The organism is Pseudomonas sp. GCM10022186, assembly GCF_042656385.1.
Lineage (GTDB): Bacteria > Pseudomonadota > Gammaproteobacteria > Pseudomonadales > Pseudomonadaceae > Metapseudomonas.
Genome location: NZ_JBHSOU010000052.1, coordinates 187,681 through 207,929, shown reverse-complemented (window position 1 = coordinate 207,929; position 20,249 = coordinate 187,681). Strand labels below are relative to the sequence as shown.

Below are 20,249 nucleotides of genomic sequence, written 5' to 3'. Positions count from 1 at the left end.
GATGGGTTACTCCTGCATCGGCTTTGTCGTTGGAATTCCGGGTGCCGTGTCGTGACGGCTGTTTTGCGGCGGCACATCGGCGTAGCGCCGCATCAGGCGGCGCAGAGCGCCCTCCACCGCCAGTTGGTAGAGCTTTCCGTAAGGCGGGTGCATCGCCCGCAGCAGGCTGAAAGGCCCACCCTGCCAGTACACCGCACGGGCGTGACTGAAACGGCGGAAGCCCTCGACCCCGAAGCCGTAGGCACCCATGCCGCTGTGCCCCACTCCGCCGAACGGCAGGTCCTTGACCGAGAGGTGCATCAGCGTGTCGTTGACCGTGGCGCCTCCGGAGAAGCTGGCGTCCAGCACCTGCTGCGCGGCGCTGGCGTCGCGCGAGAACACGTAGAGCCCCAACGGCTTTTCGCCCTGGCGCAGCCCGGCAAGCGCGACCTGTGGTTCATCGCAACTGCGCAGAACGAGCACCGGGCCGAACAACTCCTCACGACTGGCGCGCAGCTCCGGCGCCGGGTCGACGATAACTGTCGGCGCCATGCGCAGGCTCGCCGGATCGGAGGCCTCGGCGCCCAGGGTAATCACCCGCGCACCGGCCAGCCGCGCTTCGTCCACGATCGCCTGCAAGCGTTCGTAGTGGCGCGCACTAAACAACCCGCACAGATCCTCGCCCACAGCCTGGCGCCGCACCTCGGCGTCCATGGCCCGGATCAGCGGTTGCTGCAGCGTGGCGGGAACAAAGGCGGTGTCCGGGCAGAGGCAGCCCTGGCCACCATTCATCAGCTTGCCCAGAGCCAGACGGCGGCCGGCTTCAGCCACGTCGGCGTCGGCCAGAACGAACACAGGGCACTTGCCGCCCAGCTCCAGAGTCAGCGGGGTCAGGTTGTCCGCCGCCGATGCGGCCACCGCGCGACCCACTCCGGTGCTGCCGGTAAACAGCAGGTGGTCCAGGGGTAGAGCGGAAAACGCCTGGGAGGTCTGCAGGCCGCCGAGGGCCACGCTCACCTCGTCGGGATCGAAATACTCGCGCACCGCGGCGTCGATGGCCGCCGCGCATGCCGGGGTCTGGTCGCTGGGACGCAGGAAGGCGCGATTACCGGCGGCGAGGATCGTCGCCAGAGGCAGCAACAGCAAGGTGAGCGGGGCGTTCCACGGAGCGATCACGCCCACCACGCCCAGAGGCTGGTACTGCACCTGGGCTCGAGCTCCGAAGAGCGCGAAGGGCTGCGGCGCACCGCGTCTTTGGGGCTTCATCCAGCTGGCCAGCTTGCGTTCGGCATGCCGCATGGCATCCAGCGGCATGAACACTTCGGTTAGGCGCGCCAGTTCGGCGCGCCGGCTGGGGAAGTCCTCCTGCGAGGCGGCGACAAAGGCGTCGGCGTGCCGCAGGGTCATGGCGATGGTCCTGCGAATACGGTCGCGGCGGGTTTCGTAGGTGGCCGGCATCTCGCGCAAGAAGGACGCGCGCATCTGTACCAGGCGCCCATTCAGGGCTGCCGCGTCCAAGGCCTGCGGGTCGAGGTAATCGTTCATCGACAAACTCCTCCCTCACGCTGCCATTGCGCGGGCGTCGGCCAGCACGAAATCGCTGCCGCGCTCGCCGATCATGATCGCGGCCGCGTTGGTGTTGGCGCTGAGCAGCCGCGGCATCACCGAGGCGTCCACCACACGCAGACCGACCAAACCACGCACCGACAGGCGCGGATCGAGCACGGCAGCGGAATCGCTGCCCATACGGCAGGTACCCACCGGGTGGTAGCAGACGTTGGCATTGTCGCGAACGAATTGCGCCCAGCCCGCATCGTCTGTGGGGCGCGGCGACGGTGTTCGGTCGGCCTGGACGTAACGACTCAGGGGCTCGGCTGCGAACAGCCGCTCGATGAGCTTGCAGGCGTCCACCAGGGTACGAAGGTCACGCTCGTCACCCAGTAACTGATGGGCCACCTGCGGCAGCACCTCGGGGTCGCGGCTACGCAGGCGCACACTGCCACGGCTATAGGGATGGCAGACGTTGGCCTGGATCATCACCGTCGGTTCGCGAGTCATCTCCGCCAGGGCCGCGCAACGCACATCGGGTGCCATGTCGTAGCTCAACGGCAGGAAGTGCAGCTGCAGGTCCGGCTCGTCCAGATCCGCTCGCGACTTGGCGCAGGCCATCGCCTGCACCGCGGGAGTCACCATGGGCCCGCGCTTGCGCAACAGGTAGTTGCCCAGGTGGAGCATGACGTCCAGCGCACCCATCTGGCTGTTGTAGGTGGGCACGTTGACCCGTTTGTTGATGCCCACTCCGACGTGCTCCTGGAGGTTCGCACCAACGCCGGGCAGGTCTGCCACCACGGCGATACCCATCTCGCGCAGGTGCTCCGCCGGGCCCACCCCGGAACGCATGAGCAGCGCCGGGGAGCCGACGGTGCCGGCGCTCACCACCACCTCGGCGCGTGCATTGACTCGCAGCAGGCGTCCGTCGCGCAGTATTTCGACACCCACCGCACGACGGCCCGCGAAGAGCACGCGACGGGCCAAGCAACCGGTGAACACGCGTAAGTTAGGACGCTCCCGGGCGGTGGCCAGGTAACCCTGGGCGGTGCCACAGCGTTGACCGTCGCGTTGCGTCGCCAGGGACAGGAAGGCGCCGTGCTGATCGCCTCCGCAGTAGTCCGCCAGCGACGGCAGGCCCTCGCTGGAGCAAGCCTGGACGAACACGTCGGACAATGGGTGCGGATCACGCTGGAAGGACACGCTCAGTGGTCCACCGTGACCATGGGCGGGGTGCGCCGGGCCGGCGAAGTCCTCGGCGCGACGGAAGTACGGCAGGCACTCGTCGAAGCTCCAGCCAGGGCAGCCGGCGGCGGCCCAGTGGTCGTAGTCGGCGCGGCTGCCACGGATGTAGACCTGGCCATTGATCGAGCTGCTGCCGCCTAGCAGGCGGCCACCGGACCAGGTGAACTGGCGGCCGGAGATGGAGGCATCAGGCTCGCTCGGGTACTGCCAGTCGAAACGCGGGTTACCGATCAGCCGCGACATGCCCGCCGGCATCCGAACCAAGAAGGAGTCGGCCTCGCCGCCGGCTTCGAGCAGGATGACCTGATGCCGCCCTCCCTCGCTGAGCCGGTTGGCCAGCACGCAGCCAGCGCTGCCGCCTCCAACGATGACGTAGTCCGCTGTCAGGCTGTCCAGGTCTTGTGACTGCATGTCTTGCCTCGATCTATGGGTCGCGGGTGGCTTTACGGGGGAATACCGGAAAGCCCTTCAGCCAAGCGGGGGCGCGGCTTTCCGCCATTTCCCCGGGGCCTTGAAACGAGTATCGGGGAGGCCCCCGGAGCGGGCATCGTCGTAATCGACGAATCGGCGCCGGGCTCCCCCGGGGATGGGCGCCGGGCAGGATCGATTGGCGCGTCCGTCTGCGTCGGCGCGGCACGGGAAGACGCCTCCGGCCCCGCCGGGCCGGGGCCCCGTCGCTTCCGACGAGGGTCGTCGCCTCAGACCGCGATCAGCCCCTCGCGCCGGGCGATGGCCAGAGCTTCCAGGCGGCTGCGGGCGTTGAGCTTGGCGTTGATGCTGCGCAGATGGGTGCGCACCGTGCTCTCGGAGACGAACAGCTTCTCCGCCAGGGCGTCATTGCTCTGGCCGCTGGCCACCAGCGCCAGCACCTGCAGCTCCTTGGCGGTCAGGTTGGCCGCCGCGCCCGCAGTGCCGTCGGCCAGCTTCAGGCCGCTGCCCTCGGCGAGCTGCTGGGCGAAGGCACGACACGCAGGCGCCGATTGGCTGGCGCGCAGGGCCAGGGCCAACGCCGCACGACCTTCGTCGCGAAACGGCTGCAACAGCTGGCGCGGCTCGGCGAACCCCAGCGCGGCCTCCATGGTGCGCAGCGCCGCGTGCTCGTTGCCGCGCTGCTCCAGGGCCAGAGCCAGGAGGATGCGCAAGCTCAGGACCCGGCGCAGGCGTCCGCCGCCGAGAGCGAGCTCTAGCTCTTCGGCCAAGCGCTCGGGCAGTTGCCCGCTGTCGCCCTCGGCCAGGCGCACCCTGGCATCCATCAGTTCCCAGGTGTCGGCGTCGCAGGGCAGGAAGTGCAGCTCGCGAACCAGCGTGGCGCACTCGTCGCCACGCAGCGTGTGCAACAGTTCCCTGGCCAACGCGGTGTCGCCGCGCACCAGGGCGCAGCGCACCCCTTCCAGGCGTGCGCAGAACACCAGGCGTGGCAACTTGCCGGCGCGCCCCAGACACTCCAGGGCCGCCAGAGTCGCCTGCGCATGGCTCGTGTCGCCGCGACCGATGAGAATGCGCGCGTGCAGCTTGTGGGCAAGGATGATCTGATCCAGCAAGCCGGTCTGGCGCAACAGTGGCATATGCAACTCGAGCAACCCGAGCACTTCGTCGCTGCGCCCCATCTCGTATAGCGCCAGGGCATCCAGGGTGGCCACCAGGGAGTTGCCACGCCCACCTCGGGCGCTGCTGCAGCCGGGTTGCGGCGGGCGCTTCAACCGCTCGCGGGCGACCACGGGCTCGGCACGGAACAGATCGGCCATGGCGCAGATGGAAGCCGCGTAGTCGCCAACAAAACCACCGGGCTGCAGGCCAGCCAGTGCCAAACACTGCTCCGCACGCTCCAACTCGCCACCGACCAGTTGCACAAGCGCCAGAGTGCAGTGATGGATGCCTCGGGCGAAGGGACTTGCCTCACCCTCCCCCGGCCAGGGACGGACGCGTTCACGCAGGGCCTCGACACGGTCGCGCATGCTCAGCCAGGTCAGCTCCAAGGCCTGCAAGGCACACTCCTGCTCCGCCGTCAGCGGCATCCGCCGCAGACGCTGAACGATGCCCAGGGCGGCATCCTGATCATTGCTGAACAGCAGAGCCCAGGCCAGGGTCAGCTGCAGCTGTGGCGCCCCGCCCAACCAGCCCTCGGCGTCCAAGGCCTGCAACCAGCGAGCCAGGGAGCGCATGCGGCCGGCACACAGCAGAACCTGCTCGTGCTGCTCCAACAAACGCAACAGCAGGCGCCGGTCACCCATCAGGAAGGCGTGTTCCAGGGCCACCTCCGGCCGGTGTCCATCGAGCAGAGTTTCCAGAGCCGCGCGGTGCAGCTCACGCACGCGCAGGGGGGCGTTGCGCCGGATCAGCTGGCGCAAACTGAATAGCAGGGGCCGGGGAAAGCAGCTGCGCTCGCGGATCAGCAAGTCATGCTCGCTCGCCAGCCGGCGCAGCAGGTTCTGGCTACCAGGTTGGCCGCGCACGCGGTCGAGCAACTCGGGGTGCATCGGATCGACAGTGCTGGCGTCCTGGGCGAACGCCAGCAGGCCAGGCTCGAGGGCGGCAAACACCTCCTCCTGGAACCACTCCTGCAACAGATGTTCGGCGTCCAGCGCGCTGTCGCCCGGGTCGCTGGCGCAGAGCAGCGCGACCACCGCCGGCCAACCCTCGGTGCAGCGCCAGACGCTCATCAGCGCCGCAGCGTTCAGCGGCCGGCCGGCCTGAGCCAGGGCGGCACCGAGTTCGTCGAGTGTGAACAGCAGGCCTTCGAGACGCAGCGCCTGCTCGCGTCCGGACACCACCCCACGGTGGAAGGCCGGCAGAGGCCGCCGGCTGGCGATGACCAGCCTGCCCTGGGGCGGCAGGCTGCCCAGGCACTGCTCCAGGGCGCCGGGCTCGCGGGCCAGCAGTTCGTCGGCGTCGTCGATGAAGATCACGAAGCGCGAGCGCCCGCGTCCCATGGCTGATAGTCGGGCGAACAACGACAGCAGGGTGGCGCGCAGGGAGGAACCGGGAGCCAGGCCGGCGCCCAGCGACAAAATCGCCGAGTGCATGCCCGGCCCCAGAGCCTGGAGCAGTTGGCCAAGCAGCACAGATTTGCCACTGCCGGCCGGCCCCTGGATCAGGGTTATCTTCTGCTGTTCGATATTTTCCAGCAGTGGCGCAATCAGCCGAGGGCGTACCAAGGGGCGCAACTCGACGGCGCAATCCGCCAGAACTGCGTATACATCTTGGAACGCCAAGCCCGCTGGGCTTGCATCAGAACGAATGGTAGGCATGACTTCGGCACTCGCCTGGCGCCGCCAGGAATCCGTGGCAGGCGCCTTCTTGTTGTTGTGGTGCCTTAAGCTAAACCTAACATCAATAGTTAATCAATTACCGTTCGCGCCCCTCAAGGAAATACTGGTGCACGCTTGCCAAGGAACGCCACCAGCCCTTCCTGGAAGGCCTCGTGGGCGATCAACTCGCGCTGGCGCTCGGCCTCGTATTGCAGCTGCTCGGCTAGCGACGAGCGCGTGGCGCTGGCCAACGAGGCCTTCAACTCGGCGGTGGCGTGCCGCGGCAGGGCCGCAAGGCGCTCGGCCAGGCCGCGGGCCGCTGCCATCAGCTCGGCGTCGGCGACGCACGACCAGATCAGCCCCCAGTCGGCGGCTTGGCGTGCACCCAGGCGTTCGCCCAGCAGCAGCATTCCGCGCGCCCTCGCCTCGCCACACAGGCGCGGCAACAACCAGGTCATGCCCAGGTCAGGGACTATCCCGAGTCGCGGGATGAAGGGCATGAGGAAACCGGCCGACTCTGCCGCCACCACCAGGTCCGCAGCCAGGGCCAGGCTAGCGCCGGCCCCAGCGGCAATGCCGTTCACCGCCGCCACCACCGGAATGGGCGACGCGCGCAGCTCCCGGATCAGCGGATTGGACTGTTCAACCATGGCTTGGTAGGTCTGCTCGGCCTGGGCCCGACCATCGCCCTTGGCGAGGATATCGGCGAGGTCGGCGCCGGCGGAGAATGCCCGCCCGGCCCCGGTGATGATCAGAGCGCGCACCTCGCCCTGTTCCTGCAGGCGCGCTAGCACGTCACGGATTTCCGCCTGCATCGGGGCGCTGAGGCCGTTGAGCTTGTCCGGCAGGTTCAAGGTCAACACGCCGAGCGAACCCTCGGCCTGGTAGCTGATGTAGCGGTACGAATCGGTCATCTGCTGTGTCCTTCGGTAGGTAATCTCGGGTCGACGGCTAGCGGCCGTCGCCGGTGGCATGGAAACGTCCGTTATCGCGCGCTAGCTGGCGCAGCAGCAGCGGTGCCTCGTAGGCCTCGCCCAGGTGGCGGTAGCGCTCGCAGCGCGCCAGCACTTCGGCCGCGCCCAGCTCGTCGGCATAGCGCAGCGCACCGCCGCGCAAAGGCGGGAAGCCAATGCCCAGGGACAGCGCGCGGTCCAGCTCCATGGCGCTGGTCACCACCGATTCCTGCAAGGCGTGCACGGCTTCGACGATCATCGGCAGCATCAAGCGGTCGATGATCTGCGCCTCGTCCATGGGCAATTCCTCGGCGGCGAGCCGTTCGCGCAACAACCGTTGCGCCTGTGGGTTGATGCGGCGCTCCGGTCGGCCGTCGGCGCCGGTCTGGTACAGGTAGAAACCGGCGCCGCCCTTCTGTCCGTAGAGGCCGGCGCCCAGCAACATGCGGAAGGCGTTGCGCGGCAATGCCGGCATGCGCTCGGGGTAGCTGGCGAAGATCAGGTCACAGGACTGGGTGCCGACATCCAGGCCGACCACATCCTCCAGATAGGCCGGTCCCATAGGCCAACCGAATGCTTCGGCCGCCCGGTCGATGCGCTGGTAGTCGACCCCCTCGGCCAGCAATCGCAGAAAGGCGTGGATGTAGGCCATGAGAATGCGATTGACCAAGAAGCCCGGGCCATCGCGCACCACGATGGGAATCTTGCCCATGGCCAGGGCCTGTTTGACGGCGGTCTGCACTGCGTAGTCGCTGGTCTGGCGGCCGCGGATCACTTCTACCAGCGGCATCACCGGCGCGGGGTTGAAGAAGTGCATGCCGGCGAAGTTCTGCGGGCGCTGCAGAGCGGCGGCGAGGTCGTCGATGCGCAGCGACGAGGTGTTGGACAGCAGCACCGCATCCTCCGCCACCAATCCCTCCACCTCGCCAAGCACCTTGTTCTTGATACCGAGGTTGTCCACCACCGCCTCGATCACCACGCTGGCGCACTCGAATCCTTGGTAGTCCAGCTGTGCACGGACCGACGCGCGTGCCCGCGCCGCGCCGGCAGCATCGGTGCGCCGGGCGAGCAGGCGCTCCATCTCCTGCAGCGCGTGCTGCAGGGCGGATGCGCGGACGTCTTTCAGGCGCACTGGCAAACCGTGGCAGGCACAGGTGAAGGCAATGCCGGTGCCCATCACCCCCGCGCCGACCACACAGGTGCGCAGCAGCAGGTCCTGGGAGGCGGCGAAGGCGTCACCGTCGGCAGGGTCGAGAGGGAAGCCCGCCACGCTCATGCACCTCAGTTCCCGGCCTGGGCCTGGCGCGGGTGGAATCGCTCTCCGGCCTCGGCACGCTGGCGCAGCCAGGCCGAGGGTCGGAAGCGCTCGCCCCAGCGCTCGGCGAGGCCGTCGCACTGCTCGACGAAGGCCGTAAGGCCCAGGGTGTCGATGTACGACAACACGCCACCGGTCCAGGTCGGGAAACCGATGCCCAGGGTCGAGCCGAGGTCGGCGTCGGCGGCGTCGGTGACCACGCCCTCCTCCACGCAACGGGCCGACTCCAGCGCCTGGATGCACAGGATGCGCAGACGCAGCTCCTCCAGCGTCGGCTGCTGCGGCGCCTGCGGCCAATGCTGCGCCAGGCCCGCCCAGAGCCGCTTGCCGCCCTCCTCCGGGTAATCGTAGAAGCCGCCACCGGCGCGCCGCCCAGGACGGTGGAACTCGTTGACCATGGTTTTCACCAGGTCGATGGCGGCACCGCGCTGGAAGCGCTCCTCGAAGCCCAACTCGATGGCCTGTCGATTGACCTTCAGTTGCAGCTCCAGGGAGACCTCATCGGCCACCGCCAGCGGCCCCACCGGCATCCCAGCCTGGCGCGCAGCCTGCTCGATCAGCGCCGGGGCGATGCCGTCCTCGAGCATCAGGAAGCCCTCGTCGACGAAGCTGCCGAACACGCGGCTAGTGAAAAAGCCAGGGCTGTCGTTGACCAGGATCGGCGTCTTGCGCAGCTGGGCGACGAAGTCCATGGCCGCGGCGAGGGTCGCGTCGGAGGTCACGCGGCCACGAATGATCTCCACCAGCGGCATGCGCTCCACAGGCGAGAAGAAGTGCAGGCCGATGAAATCCGCCGGGCGCGGGAACTGGCCGGCCAGCAGGGAGATCGGCAGGGTCGACGTGTTGCTGGCGAACAGGGCGTCAGCGGGCATCGCCGCCACGGCGCGGGCGGTGACCTCGGCCTTGACCGCCAGGTCCTCGAACACCGCTTCAATGACCAGCTCGGCCGCGCCCAGCTCGGCGTAGTCGGCGGTCGGGCGAATGCGCGCCAGCGCGGCTTCGGCCTTGTCAGCCGCCAGCTGACCACGACTCACGGCGCGTGCCAGGTCGTCGGCGAGGCGCGCATGGGCGGCCTGAGCGTGCTCAAGGGAAGCGTCCAGTAATGCCACCTCGATGCCGGCCACAGCCGCCACCCGGGCGATACCCGCGCCCATCTGACCGGCGCCGAGCACACCGATGCGAGCGAAGCTGCGGCTGGCGAACCCCTGCGGGCGACGAACCAGCTTTTCGGCAGCTGCCTTGTTGATGAACTGGGTACGGATCAGGTTGCGAGCTACCGGGCCGGTGAGCAACTGGGCGAAGTAATTGCGTTCGATGCGTAGGCCGGTGTCGAGGTCGACCACCATACCCTCGCCGACACAGGAGAGGATCGCCAGTGGCGCCGGATAGTTGCCGCGCGAGGCCACGTGGGCCTGGACGATGCGCGTGGTCAACGGGCCATGGGGGAACGCCAGGTTTCCAAGGTCACGGGGTTTCCAGCCCTTGCGGTCCCAGGGCTGACAGGCATCGGGATTGGCCAGCACCCAGGCCTTGGCCCGCGCCAGCAGTTGCTCGGGCGCCGCCAGTTCGTCGACCAGCCCTAGTTCCAGAGCGCGCTGCGGTCCCACCGGCTTGCCGTCGAGCAGCATCGGCAGTGCCTGGGTGATACCGATCAGCCGTGGCAGACGCTGGGTACCGCCACCACCAGGCAGCAGGCCGACGCTCACCTCGGGCAGGCCGAGCTGGGCGTCGGCGCGCTCGCTCAGCACTCGGTAATGGGTACCCAGGGCCAGCTCCAGGCCACCGCCCAGGGCCAGGCCACCGATGGCAGTGGCCACCGGCTTGCCGAGTGTCTCGATGCGCCGGGTGAGGCCCTGCAGGTAGGCGCTCTGCTCGCGCGCCTCGACTTTGCTGGTGCCGCGCTCGAAGGCTTCGACCAGCTCCATGAGGTCGGCGCCGGCGATGAAGCCACGTGCCTTGGCCGAATGGATGACCACGCCCTTGACCTCGTCGTCGTCGGCCAGACGGGCGAACAGTTCGTCCAGTTCGCGCTGAAGTTGTGGGGTGAGGATGTTCAGGCTGCGCCCGGGCACGTCAATGCCGACCAGGGCAATGCCGTCTTCAATCTCGAACTTGATGGTTTGCATGTCCACTCTGCCTCAGATGCGCTCGATGACGGTCGCCGTGGCCATGCCGGCTGCCGCACACAGGGTGATGAGCGCGCGCTTGCCGCCGCGACGCTCCAGTTCGTCCAGGGCGGTGCCCACCAGCATGGCGCCGGTCGCCCCCAGGGGGTGTCCAAGAGCGATGGAGCCACCATTGACGTTGACCCGCTCGTGACCGACTCCGGTCTCGCGCATGAAGCGCAGCACCACCGAAGCGAAGGCCTCGTTCACTTCGAACAGGTCGATGTCGTCGAAGTCCAGCCCCAGCCGCTGCAGCAACTTGGCGCTGCAAGGTGCGGGGCCGGTGAGCATGATGGTCGGTTCACTGCCTATGGACTGGAATCCGAGCACCCGGCCACGCGGCTGCAGGCCATTGCGCCGGCCGAACTCGCGGCTGCCGATGAGTACCGCGCTGGCGCCGTCGACGATGCCCGAGGAGTTGCCGCCGGTGTGCACGTGGCGAATCTGCTCCACCTGCGGATAGCGCTGCAGTGCCAGGGCGTCGTAGCCGGACTCGCCCATCGCGGTGAAGGCGGCCTTCAGCCGCGCCAGGTCCTCGGGGCGGGTGCCGGGGCGCATGTACTCGTCATGGGCCAGCACTACCTCGCCGATCACATCGCGCACCGGCACAACCGAGTTGGCGAAGTAGCCTTCGTTCCATGCATAGGCGGCGCGGCGCTGGCTCTCCACGGCGAAGGCGTCCACGTCCTCTCGGCTGTAGCCGTCCAGGGTGGCGATCAGGTCGGCACCTACCCCCTGCGGGGTGTAGTAGGACTTCCAGTTGGTCTGCGGGTCCGCGTACCACGGACCGCCGTCGCCGCCCATGGGGGTGCGCGACATCGACTCCACGCCGCCGGCGACGATGGCATCGGCCTGACCGCTGGAAACCAGTGCGGCGCCCAGGTTGACCGCTTCCAGTGCCGAAGCGCAGAAACGGTTGATCTGCTGCCCGGGCACGACCTCGGCATAGTCCGCGACGATCGCCGCCAGGCGCCCGAGGTTGGCGCCCTGCTCACCGATGGGCGCGACGCAGCCCAGGATGACGTCGTTCACCTGGGCAGTGTCCAGGCGGTTGCGCTCGCGCAGCGCCATCAGCGTCTGCGCAGCCAGTTGCACGGGGGTGATTTGAGCCAGGGCTCCATCCATCCGTCCCTTGCCACGGGGCGTGCGGACGTGGTCGTAGAGGTATGCGTCTGTCACCGTCGACTCCGTTCCAATGCGTGAATGGGCCTCCCCACGGGAGGCTGACGGCTCGCATGCTAGCGTCGGCCAACGTGCGCGCCTTCGTCGCTTCCGACGATTCCGTCATCGGGCTGGCGAGGCGCCCAGCGGTGACTTGCAAATACCAATTTCGAGCAATAATCTAACAGCGTTAGTTAATTCCTCGAACCAGCAGAACAACAATCAGAAGGAACCCGCGATGAGCACCGAAACCCCGATTCGCTACCAGCGGCTGAGCGACCTGACCGCCAGCCAGATCGAGGCCATCCGCGCCATCCCCTCCCACGACGAGGCCGCCTGCGAGGCCATTCACGCCACCCGCCCGGTGGCCATGTTCCTCGACGACGATGTTTTCCAGCGTGAGCAGCAGCAGGTGTTCCGTCGCCTGCCGGTGGCCATCACCCCCTCGGCCATGGTGCCCGACACCGGTAGCCTGCTACCCCACGACGCCTACGGGGTGCCGCTGATCGTCTCGCGCGACCAACACGGCAAGGTTCATGTCTTCATCAACGCCTGCATGCACAAGGGCTCGACACTGGTGACCGGCTGCGAGGCGCAGAAAGGCGCGCGCATCACCTGCCCCTACCACGCCTGGTCCTGGCGCCTGGACGGCAGCCTGGCCGGGGTCGCCCGTGGCGAGACCTTCGACTGCCTGGACAAGCAGAAGCGCAATCTGGTGGAACTGCCCAGCAAGGAGGCCGGCGGTATTGTCTGGGCCATCCTCGACCGCGACGCCGAAGCTGACTTCAGCCTGATCGACGACGCGATCGTCGCCGACCTCGACGCCCTGCAACTGGGCCAGCAGCATCTCTACGGGCACAAGCAGTTCGACCTCGACTCCAACTGGAAGCAGGTCATCGAACCGTTCCTCGAGGGCTACCACGTGCAACGCCTGCACGCCAACTCGGTGGGCCCGCTGTTCGCCGACGTGCCGACGGTGGTCACACGCATCGGCGATCACATCCGCCAGGTGTCCGGCAAGGTGGAGTTCGCCCCCGGCGGCCTGGAGAATGAGAAGAACATCCACAAGACCATCACCCACGCCTACCTGCTATTCCCCAACACCGTGATCATCACCAGCCCCTACTACATGAGCGTGATGATCGTGGTGCCGGTGGCGGCCGGGAAAACCCGGGTGATGTACCACATGCTCACCCTGAACAAGCCGGACAACCCCAAGTCCGAGGCGCTCTACAAGACCTCCTACGAAACCGTGCTCGGGGTCTTCGGCAACGAAGACTTCGTCGCTGCCGAGTACTGCTACAAGGGCCTGCGAACCGGTGTGTTGGACGAGATCGACGTCGTCTACTCGGGCTTGGAGCACTGCATCCTGATGCAGTACGAGACCCTGGAAAAGCACATGAACTGAGGCATCCACGCGGCACCTGCCGCGCATCGCCCATTCGCACCTCGGCAAAGGGGGCACGATGATCAACAACAAGACCTCTGCCATCCGCCCACTGCAGACGGATGTAACCAATCTCGCGACCTTTCGCGCCCACTCACGCGGGGACCAGCCCTGCGTGCTCCCCCGCGTACAACTGCTGGAACGCTTCAACCAGGTTCCACGCACTCTGACGCTGGTCCACGCGCCAATGGGCTACGGCAAGACCACCCTGCTCCGGCAGTTCTTCGCCGCGCGCCGGGAACGCCGCGAGTGCCACTGGCTGACAGTGTCCGAACACGACAACGACATCGAGCACTTCGCTCGCCGCCTGGATCGGGTGTTCGCTCGCGAGCCCGCCGAAGACGTCGGCCACAACCCCGTCGAGCGTCTGGAAAGCGTGCTGCTGGCAACGCCCTTCTGCCTGTTCCTCGACGAGTTCGAGGTGATAGTCAACGAGGGCGTGCTCAGCTTCATGCGCGAGCTGCTAAAGCGCCTGGGCAGCGACAGCGAAATCGTCATCGGCTCGCGCAGCATTCCGGCCATCGGTGTGCCACGACTGCGCGCCAAGGGCGCGGTACTGGAGATAACCGCGCACCAGCTCAGCTTCAGCCCCGAGGAAACCCGTCGGCTGCTGCGCGAACGCGCCGGAAATTGCCTCAACGACCAGCAGCTAGCCCTGTTGCAGCGCCGCAGCGGCGGCTGGGCGGCCTTCCTCGGGCTGTTCAGCGGCACCCTCGACGGCCCGCTGAGCGACGAGCAGCTGCGGCAGCGCATCGGCGCTGGCGGCGCCTCCATGGGCGAGCTGGTCTCGCGGCATGTGCTCGACGGCCTGGCGGCCGAGGTACGGCAGTTCCTCGCCGATTCGAGCAACCTCGGCGAGTTCGACGCCGAGCTCTGCGACCACGCCCTGGGTCGCCATGACAGCCGCGAGCGGATCGCCTACCTGGAGCGCCACCAGCTGTTCATCAGCCGGGTCGACCCGGGTCGCGAGCGCTACCGCTACCACGGCCTGTTCGCCGACATCCTGCAGGGCGGCACCGGCGCCGAGCGGCACCGCGACATCCACCGCCGCGCGGCGCAGTGGTACGCGCTGCACGGCCAGCCGGTGGCCGCGGTGAACCACTTCCTGCAGGCCGGCTGCGCCGAGCAGGCCCTGCGCCTGATCGAGCAGATATCCCCGGACCTGCTGGCCCAGGGCCGTTCGCGCCTGCTGCTGCGCTGGTTCGACCAGCTACCGGCAGACAGCGTGCGCGACCACCGCACCCTCAGCCTGACCCTGGGCTGGGCCCTGGGCCTGGGTCGCCGCCACAGCGAGGTGCAGCAGCGCCTCGGCGTCCTGTCCCTGGAGGCCGAGCTGGCTCCGGCGCAGCGCCGCGAGTGCCAGGCCATCCGCGCGGTAAGCCTGGCCATGGTCGACCGCACCCACGAAAGCCTGGCGCTGCTCGATGGCGAGCGCGACTTGCTGGAAGAAGCCCACCCCCTGCATCAGCAGGTGATGCTGCACATCATCATCTACGGCCAGATCGCCGCCAACGACTTCGCCGCGGCTCGCCGTGCCCTGGCCCAGTCCCTGACCGCCGTCGTCGGAGGCGGCGGTCCGCGAGGCAGCTTCACCCGCCTCATGGCCAACAGCTTCAGCGCCGCCATCGACCTGATCCAGGGCCGCCTGAGCACCGCCCTTGGCCAGCTGTCTCCAGACTACGCTGCAGGGCCGCCGCCACATCCGCTGTACCGCACCGGCGGGCGCAGCCTCAACGACGTAACCCTGGCCATCGCCCTCTACGAGCGCAACGAGTTGGGTCGCAGCCAACAGCTGTTGAGCGAGATCCTGCCGCTGATCGCCGAGAACGGCACGCCCGACCAGTTGATCTACGCGCACCTGCTGATGGCGCGCATTCACCTGCTGCGGCAAGAGCCGAACCTGGCCAACGAGTACCTGGACGAACTGGACGCCCTGAGCTGCGTGCACGAGATCCCGCGACTGAGCAACAGCGCTTGGCTCGGCCGTGCCTGGATGGCCTGGAAACAGGGCGACCTGGCTGGCGCCAGCTACGCCTACCGGCGCGCCACGGCGCAGTCCGGGCAACAGGGCACCGGCCAGTTGGTGGCTCACCAGCACGAGGCGGACTGGCCGGCGTTGATGCAATTTCGCCTGGCCGTCGAGGGGCGCCCGGGCCCGGCCACCCTGGATGAACTGGAGAAGGCCATCACCCTAGCCCGACAGGATGGCCGGGTACGCCGTTGCCTGGAGCTGCAGATCCTCCTGGCACGTGCCTACCTGAACCTGGAGCAGAACGACGAGCGAGCCCTGGAACTGCTGGCTGCACCGCTGCGCCATGCCATCGACCAAGGTTACAGCCGCCTGTTCCTCGACGAAGGGTCGGACATCTGTCGCCTGGCCCTGCGCTGGTGCGAGACCAACCGTGCACTGTTGCGCAACGACAGCGGCCACGACCCACTGCTGGAGCGCTTCATGGCGCAGCTCGGCCAGGCCCTGGCCAGTGACACCAGGCCGCTGCAGGAAAGCGTCGTCCTCTCGCCACGTGAAATCGAGGTGCTGGCGTTGCTGGAAACCGGCATGCGCAACAACGAGATGGCCGAGAAGCTGTTCGTCTCGGAAACCACCGTGCGCACCCACTTGCGCAGCATCAATGCCAAGCTAGGTGCACGCAGCCGCACTGAAGCGGTATCGCTGGCCCGTCACATGCGGCTGATCTGAAAGACGAAGGGCGCTGCGCGAACGCAGCGCCCTTCCCGTTGGCGCGCAATGGCCAGCGAATCAGCGCCGACGGTCATCCAGGCCGAGCTTGCGGCCGATGATTTCCTTCATGATCTCACTGGTACCGGCAAAGATCCGCGTGATGCGGGCATCCCGATACATGCGACAGATTCGGTATTCCTCCATGTAGCCGGCACCGCCGAACAGTTGCAGGCATTCGTCAATCACCTTGCCTTCCAGCTCCGAGGTCAGCAGCTTGATCTGCGCCGCCACCTCGCCGCTGAGCTCGCGCCGGTTGTGCAGCAGCACGCACTGGTCGAGGAACGTCTGCACGCTGTCCAGCTGCGAGCGCAGCTCGGCCATCTTGAAGCGCGAGTTCTGGAAGCTGCCGATGGTGGTGCCGAAGGCGCTGCGCTCCTGGATGTATTCCATCGTCAGGTCGAAGGCGGTCTGCGCGCTGGCCAGCGACAGCACCGAGCCAGTCAGGCGTTCCTCAGCCAGGCCCTGCATCATGTAGCTGAAGCCCTTGGTCGCGTCTCCCAGCACGTTGGCCTTGGGCACTTTCACGTCCTGGAAGAACAGCTCTGCCGTGTCCTGGGCATCCAGGCCCATCTTGTGCAGCTTCTGCCCACGGCTGAAGCCGGGCATGCCCTCCTCCACCAGGAACAGGCCGATGCCGTAGCGCGAATCCGGCACGGTACGCGCCGCCACCAGCACCACGTCGGCGATCAGACCGTTGGAGATGTAGGTTTTGGAACCGTTGAGCAGCCAGTGGTCGCCCTTGTCCTCCGCGCGCATCTTCATGCCGCCAAGGTCTGAACCGGCACCCGGCTCGGTCATCGCCACCGCCAGGATGGTTTCACCGCTGATGCAGCCGGGCAGGAAGCGCGCCTTCTGCTCGGAGCTGCCGAAATGGCCAATGTAAGGTGCCACCAGGCGCGAATGCAGCTGCATGTAGAAACCAACCTCGCCGTAGCGGACGTTCTCCTCATAGAGGATCTGGTCGTAGCGGAAGTCGTCGATGCCCAGGCCTCCATACTCCTCCGGCGCCCACATCAGTAGGTAGCCTTGAGCGCCAAGGTCGCGCCATGCCTGTCGGTCTACCTGCCCGGCCTTGCGCCAGGCCTCGGCGCGCGGGGCGATCTCGCCCTGCACGTAGCGCCGCACGCTATCCCGGAATTGTTCATGCTCGGCGTCGAAAATCATCCGCGGCATCATGCTGACCATCTCCTCAATCTTGTGTTTGTGTTCAGGACGGGGCGAATCAGTACTGCGAGGCCGGCATGTGTACCACCATGCCGTCCATCTCCGGACTCACCACCACCTGGCAGCCCAGGCGGCTGGTGGCTTGGGGTTCAGCCACGCAATCCAGCATCTCGCGCTCGATGCGGCTGGGCGCTTCCAGTCGCGCGTAGTCCTTCGCTTCCAGGTAGCAGTGGCAGGTCGCGCAGCTGCACGAACCACCACACTCACCCAGGATTCCGTCGATGCCGTTGGCCAGCGCCACCTGCATCAGGTTGCTGCCCGTCGCGGCCTCCACCTCGTAGGCGGAGCCATCGTGGGCGACGAAAGTAATCAGCGGCATAGGGGGCCCCTCAATTGAAACAGGCTTGGAAATCGACCGATTCATCAGCCAGCAGGCGCGGATCGGCCGTGCGGCCTTCGGCCAGGAAACGTTTGCTGAAGGTGAACTCCTTCGGCCGGTTCACCGCGTCCACCGCCAGCAGGCGATCGCCGTGGAAGTAGAAGGCCGAGAAACTGCGGCCCTGGCTGTAATCGCCACGGATCACCACGTGGTCGTAGCCCGCCGAGAGCCCGGCGATCTGCAGCTTGAGGTCGTATTGATCCGACCAGAACCAGGGCAGTGCCCTGTAAGCCGCCGCTTTACCGCAGATGGATTGAGCCGCGACCCGCGCCTGGTCGGTGGCGTTCTGCACCGACTCCAGACGCAGCCAGGCGTCGTAGAGGGGATTGTGATGACGGGTGCAGTCGCCCACGGCGTACACGCCGGGGCAGGCCGTTCGAGCCTGCTCGTCGACGACAATGCCGTTGTCGCAGTCCAGGCCCAATTGTCGTGCCAGTTCGACGTTGGGCAGCACGCCGATACCCACGACCACAAGATCGGCGGGCAGGCGCCGGCCGTCGGCGAGCAGCACGGCCTCCACACGCCCTTCGCCGACAATGCACTCGAGAGCGGCATCCAGGATGATCTCCACGCCCTCCTCGCGATGCACACGGCTGTAGAACTCCGATACCTCAGGCGCCGTAACGCGCTGCAGAACACGCGACTGCGCCTCCAGCACAGTCACCTGCATGCTCTGCTTGCGCAGCGAGGCCGCCGTTTCCAGGCCGATGTAGCCAGCACCGATGATCACCGCACGTCCCTGCGGACGCATGAACTCGCGCAGTTTCAGTACGTCGTCGCGGGTACGCAGATAGCAGACGCCGGGCAGCTCGGCGCCGGGCAGTGCCAGACGGCGCACGTCGGCGCCGGTCGCCAGGATCAGTTGGGTGTAGTCCAGGCGCTCGCCGTTGTCGCAGAGCAGACTGCGGGTCGGCGCATCCACCTCGCTAACACGGGTGCCGAGGCGCACCTCGATGTTCTGCCGCTCGTAGAACTCGGCCGGGCGGATCAGCAGTTCCTCGTCACCTTTGTCGGCACAGAGGAAGGCCTTGGACAGTGGCGGCCGGTGATACGGCATCAGCCCGTCCGCCGAGATTAGCGTGACGGCCCCGGTGTAACCTTCCTGGCGTAGGCTGGCTGCGGCCTGGGCGCCGGCGTGGCTGCCGCCGACGATGATGCAGTGGGGTGGGTTCGACATGATGATGTCCTCCAGTCGTAGCTGGTTACAGGTCGTCGCGGCCGAACAGCGCCGAGCTCACGGTCGGCGCCCCGGGGCCGCCGGCCATCAGGCAGATCTTCGCGTCGGGCACCGGGTTGGCCGACTCGCCCCGCAGCACTCGCACCGACTCGATGGCCATGCCGATGCCGTGGACGAAGCCGTGGGCGAAGTTGCCGCCGGCGGTGTTCACCGGCAGCCGGCCGCCCGGTGCGATCAGGTTTTCGAAGCGGATGAATTCGGCGACGTTCTCGTAGGTGCAGAAGCCGTGATCGATCAACGAAGCCACGCCCTGGGCGCTGAAGTTCTCGTACAGCTGCACCACGTCGACGTCGGCGGGCGTCAGCCCGGTCTGTTCCCACAGCCGTTGGGCGATGGGGCGAAAACCGGCTGAGGCGTAGTCCAGGTCGTTCTCGCAGAGGTCGCCCCAGCCCTTGGCTGTGCCGTTGGCCACGCCGAGCAGGCGTACCGGCGTCTTGCGCAGGTCGCGGGCGCGCTCGCTGGAAACCAGCAGGAGCGCGCCAGCGCCGTCGTTCTCCCGCGAGCAATCGAACAGCCGGAACGGTTCGGCGATCCGGCGCCCGTGGCGGTATGCGTCGAGGTCCAAAGGCTGGCCGAAGGCGGTGGCCTCGGGGTTGCGCGAGCCGTGGTAGTAGGAAGCGCGCACCAGTTCCTCGGCCACCGCTTGCGGCACCTTGTGGTGCTCGTACAGTCGCTGCGCGCGCAGAGCACAGATCTGCGCCGGCGACACCAGCCCGGCACCGACAAGGTGGTCGTTGAGGTGGTGGCGCATCACCGCCGCCGACATGCGACCGCTGTTGTTCTGCACCAGGGCGCGGAATACCACCACAGCGGTCGCCTGGCCGGTGGCGATAGCCGAGGCGGCGAGGCCGAAAGCCCCAGCGATACCACCGCCGCCACCACCCCACATCTGCGCGTTAAGGCGCAACTCGCGGGTGCCCAGGTCGGACATCAGGCGTACCGGCTCGTTCTTGTCGTCGCCGTAGGAAACAAAGCCATCGATCAGCGCCGGGTCGAAGCCGGCATCCTCGCAGGCATCGACGATGGCGTGCACCAGCACGCCCTGCTCAGGTAATGGCGCCTTGCCGCGTTTGTACTGACGCAGACCGATGCCGGCCACGGATACCGCATTCCGCAGGTTCATACCGGTCATCTCAATGGCCCTCCCCTATGGCGAGAGCCGAGTGATCGGGGCTCCAGCGCAGCGATAGCAGCGGCTCGCCCTCGAATTCATCTGCGCGCGGCCGGGCGCTTACCCGCTGGCCGATGGCCGGTTCCAAGTCGGAGGCATCAAGGGTGCCGAGCAGGCGCTTGCCACCAGCGCCATCCAGTTCCACCACGACGCTGACGTAGGGCACTGGCAGGTCGCGCGGACCACCGAAGTCGTACCAGGAGCGGGTCCAGCTGTAGATGCGGCCGCGCGGTTCCACTTCGTGCCAGCTCTGCTCCCAGCTACCGCATTCGCCACAGCGCCAGACCGCCGGCCAATGCCACTGACCGCAACCGTTGCAACGCTGCATTTTCAATTTGCCCTGGGCAAGCGCGGCCCAGTATTCGCCATCGGCGCCTATACCTTTCACTGTGTGACTCCTGATTCCCGTTATGGCTCGAGGCCGTTCTTGTTCTGCG

At 67.3% G+C, this 20,249-nt stretch carries 14 protein-coding genes; 2 read left to right on the top strand and 12 right to left on the bottom strand.

Annotation, left to right across the window (positions count from 1 at the left end):
• Positions 1-6 precede the first annotated feature (6 nt).
• From ACFPU0_RS18055 to ACFPU0_RS18025, 7 genes are all read right to left on the bottom strand, one after another.
• A complete protein-coding gene (locus tag ACFPU0_RS18055) occupies positions 7-1,524 on the bottom strand; it encodes an aldehyde dehydrogenase family protein (protein ID WP_377694637.1) in 1,518 nt (505 codons plus the stop codon).
• Between the two features lie 15 nt (positions 1,525-1,539).
• Positions 1,540-3,183, bottom strand: a complete 1,644-nt coding sequence (locus ACFPU0_RS18050; RefSeq protein ID WP_377694636.1) for a GMC family oxidoreductase — start codon at positions 3,181-3,183, stop codon at positions 1,540-1,542.
• A 287-nt stretch (positions 3,184-3,470) separates the two neighbouring features.
• Positions 3,471-5,927 carry a LuxR C-terminal-related transcriptional regulator gene (locus tag ACFPU0_RS18045; RefSeq protein ID WP_377694635.1) on the bottom strand — a complete coding sequence of 819 codons (2,457 nt, stop codon included), beginning with the start codon at positions 5,925-5,927 and terminating at the stop codon, positions 3,471-3,473.
• 206 nt (positions 5,928-6,133) lie between these two features.
• Positions 6,134-6,934 carry an enoyl-CoA hydratase-related protein gene (locus tag ACFPU0_RS18040; RefSeq protein WP_377694634.1) on the bottom strand — a complete coding sequence of 267 codons (801 nt, stop codon included), beginning with the start codon at positions 6,932-6,934 and terminating at the stop codon, positions 6,134-6,136.
• Positions 6,935-6,971: 37 nt separating this feature from the next.
• Entirely contained in the window at positions 6,972-8,243 is a 1,272-nt protein-coding gene (locus ACFPU0_RS18035; RefSeq protein ID WP_377694633.1) for a 3-hydroxyacyl-CoA dehydrogenase NAD-binding domain-containing protein, read from the bottom strand.
• 11 nt (positions 8,244-8,254) lie between these two features.
• Positions 8,255-10,414, bottom strand: a complete 2,160-nt coding sequence (locus ACFPU0_RS18030) for a 3-hydroxyacyl-CoA dehydrogenase NAD-binding domain-containing protein (RefSeq protein ID WP_377694632.1) — start codon at positions 10,412-10,414, stop codon at positions 8,255-8,257.
• A gap of 12 nt (positions 10,415-10,426) precedes the next feature.
• Positions 10,427-11,632: an acetyl-CoA C-acetyltransferase gene (locus ACFPU0_RS18025; protein ID WP_377694630.1), complete on the bottom strand. Its 1,206-nt coding sequence runs from the start codon at positions 11,630-11,632 to the stop codon at positions 10,427-10,429.
• Between the two features lie 220 nt (positions 11,633-11,852).
• Here ACFPU0_RS18025 and ACFPU0_RS18020 point away from each other — a divergent pair, with 220 nt between their 5' ends.
• Positions 11,853-13,022, top strand: coding sequence for an aromatic ring-hydroxylating oxygenase subunit alpha (locus tag ACFPU0_RS18020; protein WP_377694629.1), 1,170 nt, complete (start codon positions 11,853-11,855; stop codon positions 13,020-13,022).
• Positions 13,023-13,080: 58 nt separating this feature from the next.
• Complete coding sequence (locus tag ACFPU0_RS18015; RefSeq protein ID WP_377694628.1) at positions 13,081-15,759, top strand: LuxR C-terminal-related transcriptional regulator; 2,679 nt, start codon at positions 13,081-13,083, stop codon at positions 15,757-15,759.
• Between the two features lie 60 nt (positions 15,760-15,819).
• Here the strand turns inward: ACFPU0_RS18015 and ACFPU0_RS18010 are convergent, their stop codons facing one another.
• From ACFPU0_RS18010 to ACFPU0_RS17990, 5 genes are read right to left on the bottom strand one after another with little or no spacing between them, the layout of a single operon-like run.
• Positions 15,820-16,977 (bottom strand): acyl-CoA dehydrogenase family protein, encoded by a 1,158-nt coding sequence (locus tag ACFPU0_RS18010; RefSeq protein ID WP_377694627.1) that lies wholly within the window; start codon positions 16,975-16,977, stop codon positions 15,820-15,822.
• 46 nt (positions 16,978-17,023) lie between these two features.
• Positions 17,024-17,344 carry a 2Fe-2S iron-sulfur cluster-binding protein gene (locus ACFPU0_RS18005; RefSeq protein WP_377694626.1) on the bottom strand — a complete coding sequence of 107 codons (321 nt, stop codon included), beginning with the start codon at positions 17,342-17,344 and terminating at the stop codon, positions 17,024-17,026.
• 10 nt (positions 17,345-17,354) lie between these two features.
• A complete protein-coding gene (locus ACFPU0_RS18000; RefSeq protein WP_377694625.1) occupies positions 17,355-18,581 on the bottom strand; it encodes an NAD(P)/FAD-dependent oxidoreductase in 1,227 nt (408 codons plus the stop codon).
• Between the two features lie 25 nt (positions 18,582-18,606).
• Positions 18,607-19,773: a thiolase C-terminal domain-containing protein gene (locus tag ACFPU0_RS17995; RefSeq protein ID WP_377694624.1), complete on the bottom strand. Its 1,167-nt coding sequence runs from the start codon at positions 19,771-19,773 to the stop codon at positions 18,607-18,609.
• 1 nt (position 19,774) lies between these two features.
• Entirely contained in the window at positions 19,775-20,200 is a 426-nt protein-coding gene (locus ACFPU0_RS17990; protein ID WP_377694623.1) for a Zn-ribbon domain-containing OB-fold protein, read from the bottom strand.
• Between the last annotated feature and the right edge of the window lie 49 nt (positions 20,201-20,249).

Bases quoted from the DNA above. Each gene is read 5' to 3' on its own strand.
- ACFPU0_RS18055 (WP_377694637.1), bottom strand. From the start codon at position 1,524: ATGAACGATTACCTCGACCCGCAGGCCTTGGACGCGGCAGCCCTGAAT.
- ACFPU0_RS18050 (WP_377694636.1), bottom strand. From the start codon at position 3,183: ATGCAGTCACAAGACCTGGACAGCCTGACAGCGGACTACGTCATCGTT.
- ACFPU0_RS18040 (WP_377694634.1), bottom strand. From the start codon at position 6,934: ATGACCGATTCGTACCGCTACATCAGCTACCAGGCCGAGGGTTCGCTC.
- ACFPU0_RS18030 (WP_377694632.1), bottom strand. From the start codon at position 10,414: ATGCAAACCATCAAGTTCGAGATTGAAGACGGCATTGCCCTGGTCGGC.
- ACFPU0_RS18020 (WP_377694629.1), top strand. From the start codon at position 11,853: ATGAGCACCGAAACCCCGATTCGCTACCAGCGGCTGAGCGACCTGACC.
- ACFPU0_RS18015 (WP_377694628.1), top strand. From the start codon at position 13,081: ATGATCAACAACAAGACCTCTGCCATCCGCCCACTGCAGACGGATGTA.
- ACFPU0_RS18010 (WP_377694627.1), bottom strand. From the start codon at position 16,977: ATGATGCCGCGGATGATTTTCGACGCCGAGCATGAACAATTCCGGGAT.
- ACFPU0_RS18005 (WP_377694626.1), bottom strand. From the start codon at position 17,344: ATGCCGCTGATTACTTTCGTCGCCCACGATGGCTCCGCCTACGAGGTG.
- ACFPU0_RS18000 (WP_377694625.1), bottom strand. From the start codon at position 18,581: ATGTCGAACCCACCCCACTGCATCATCGTCGGCGGCAGCCACGCCGGC.
- ACFPU0_RS17995 (WP_377694624.1), bottom strand. From the start codon at position 19,773: ATGACCGGTATGAACCTGCGGAATGCGGTATCCGTGGCCGGCATCGGT.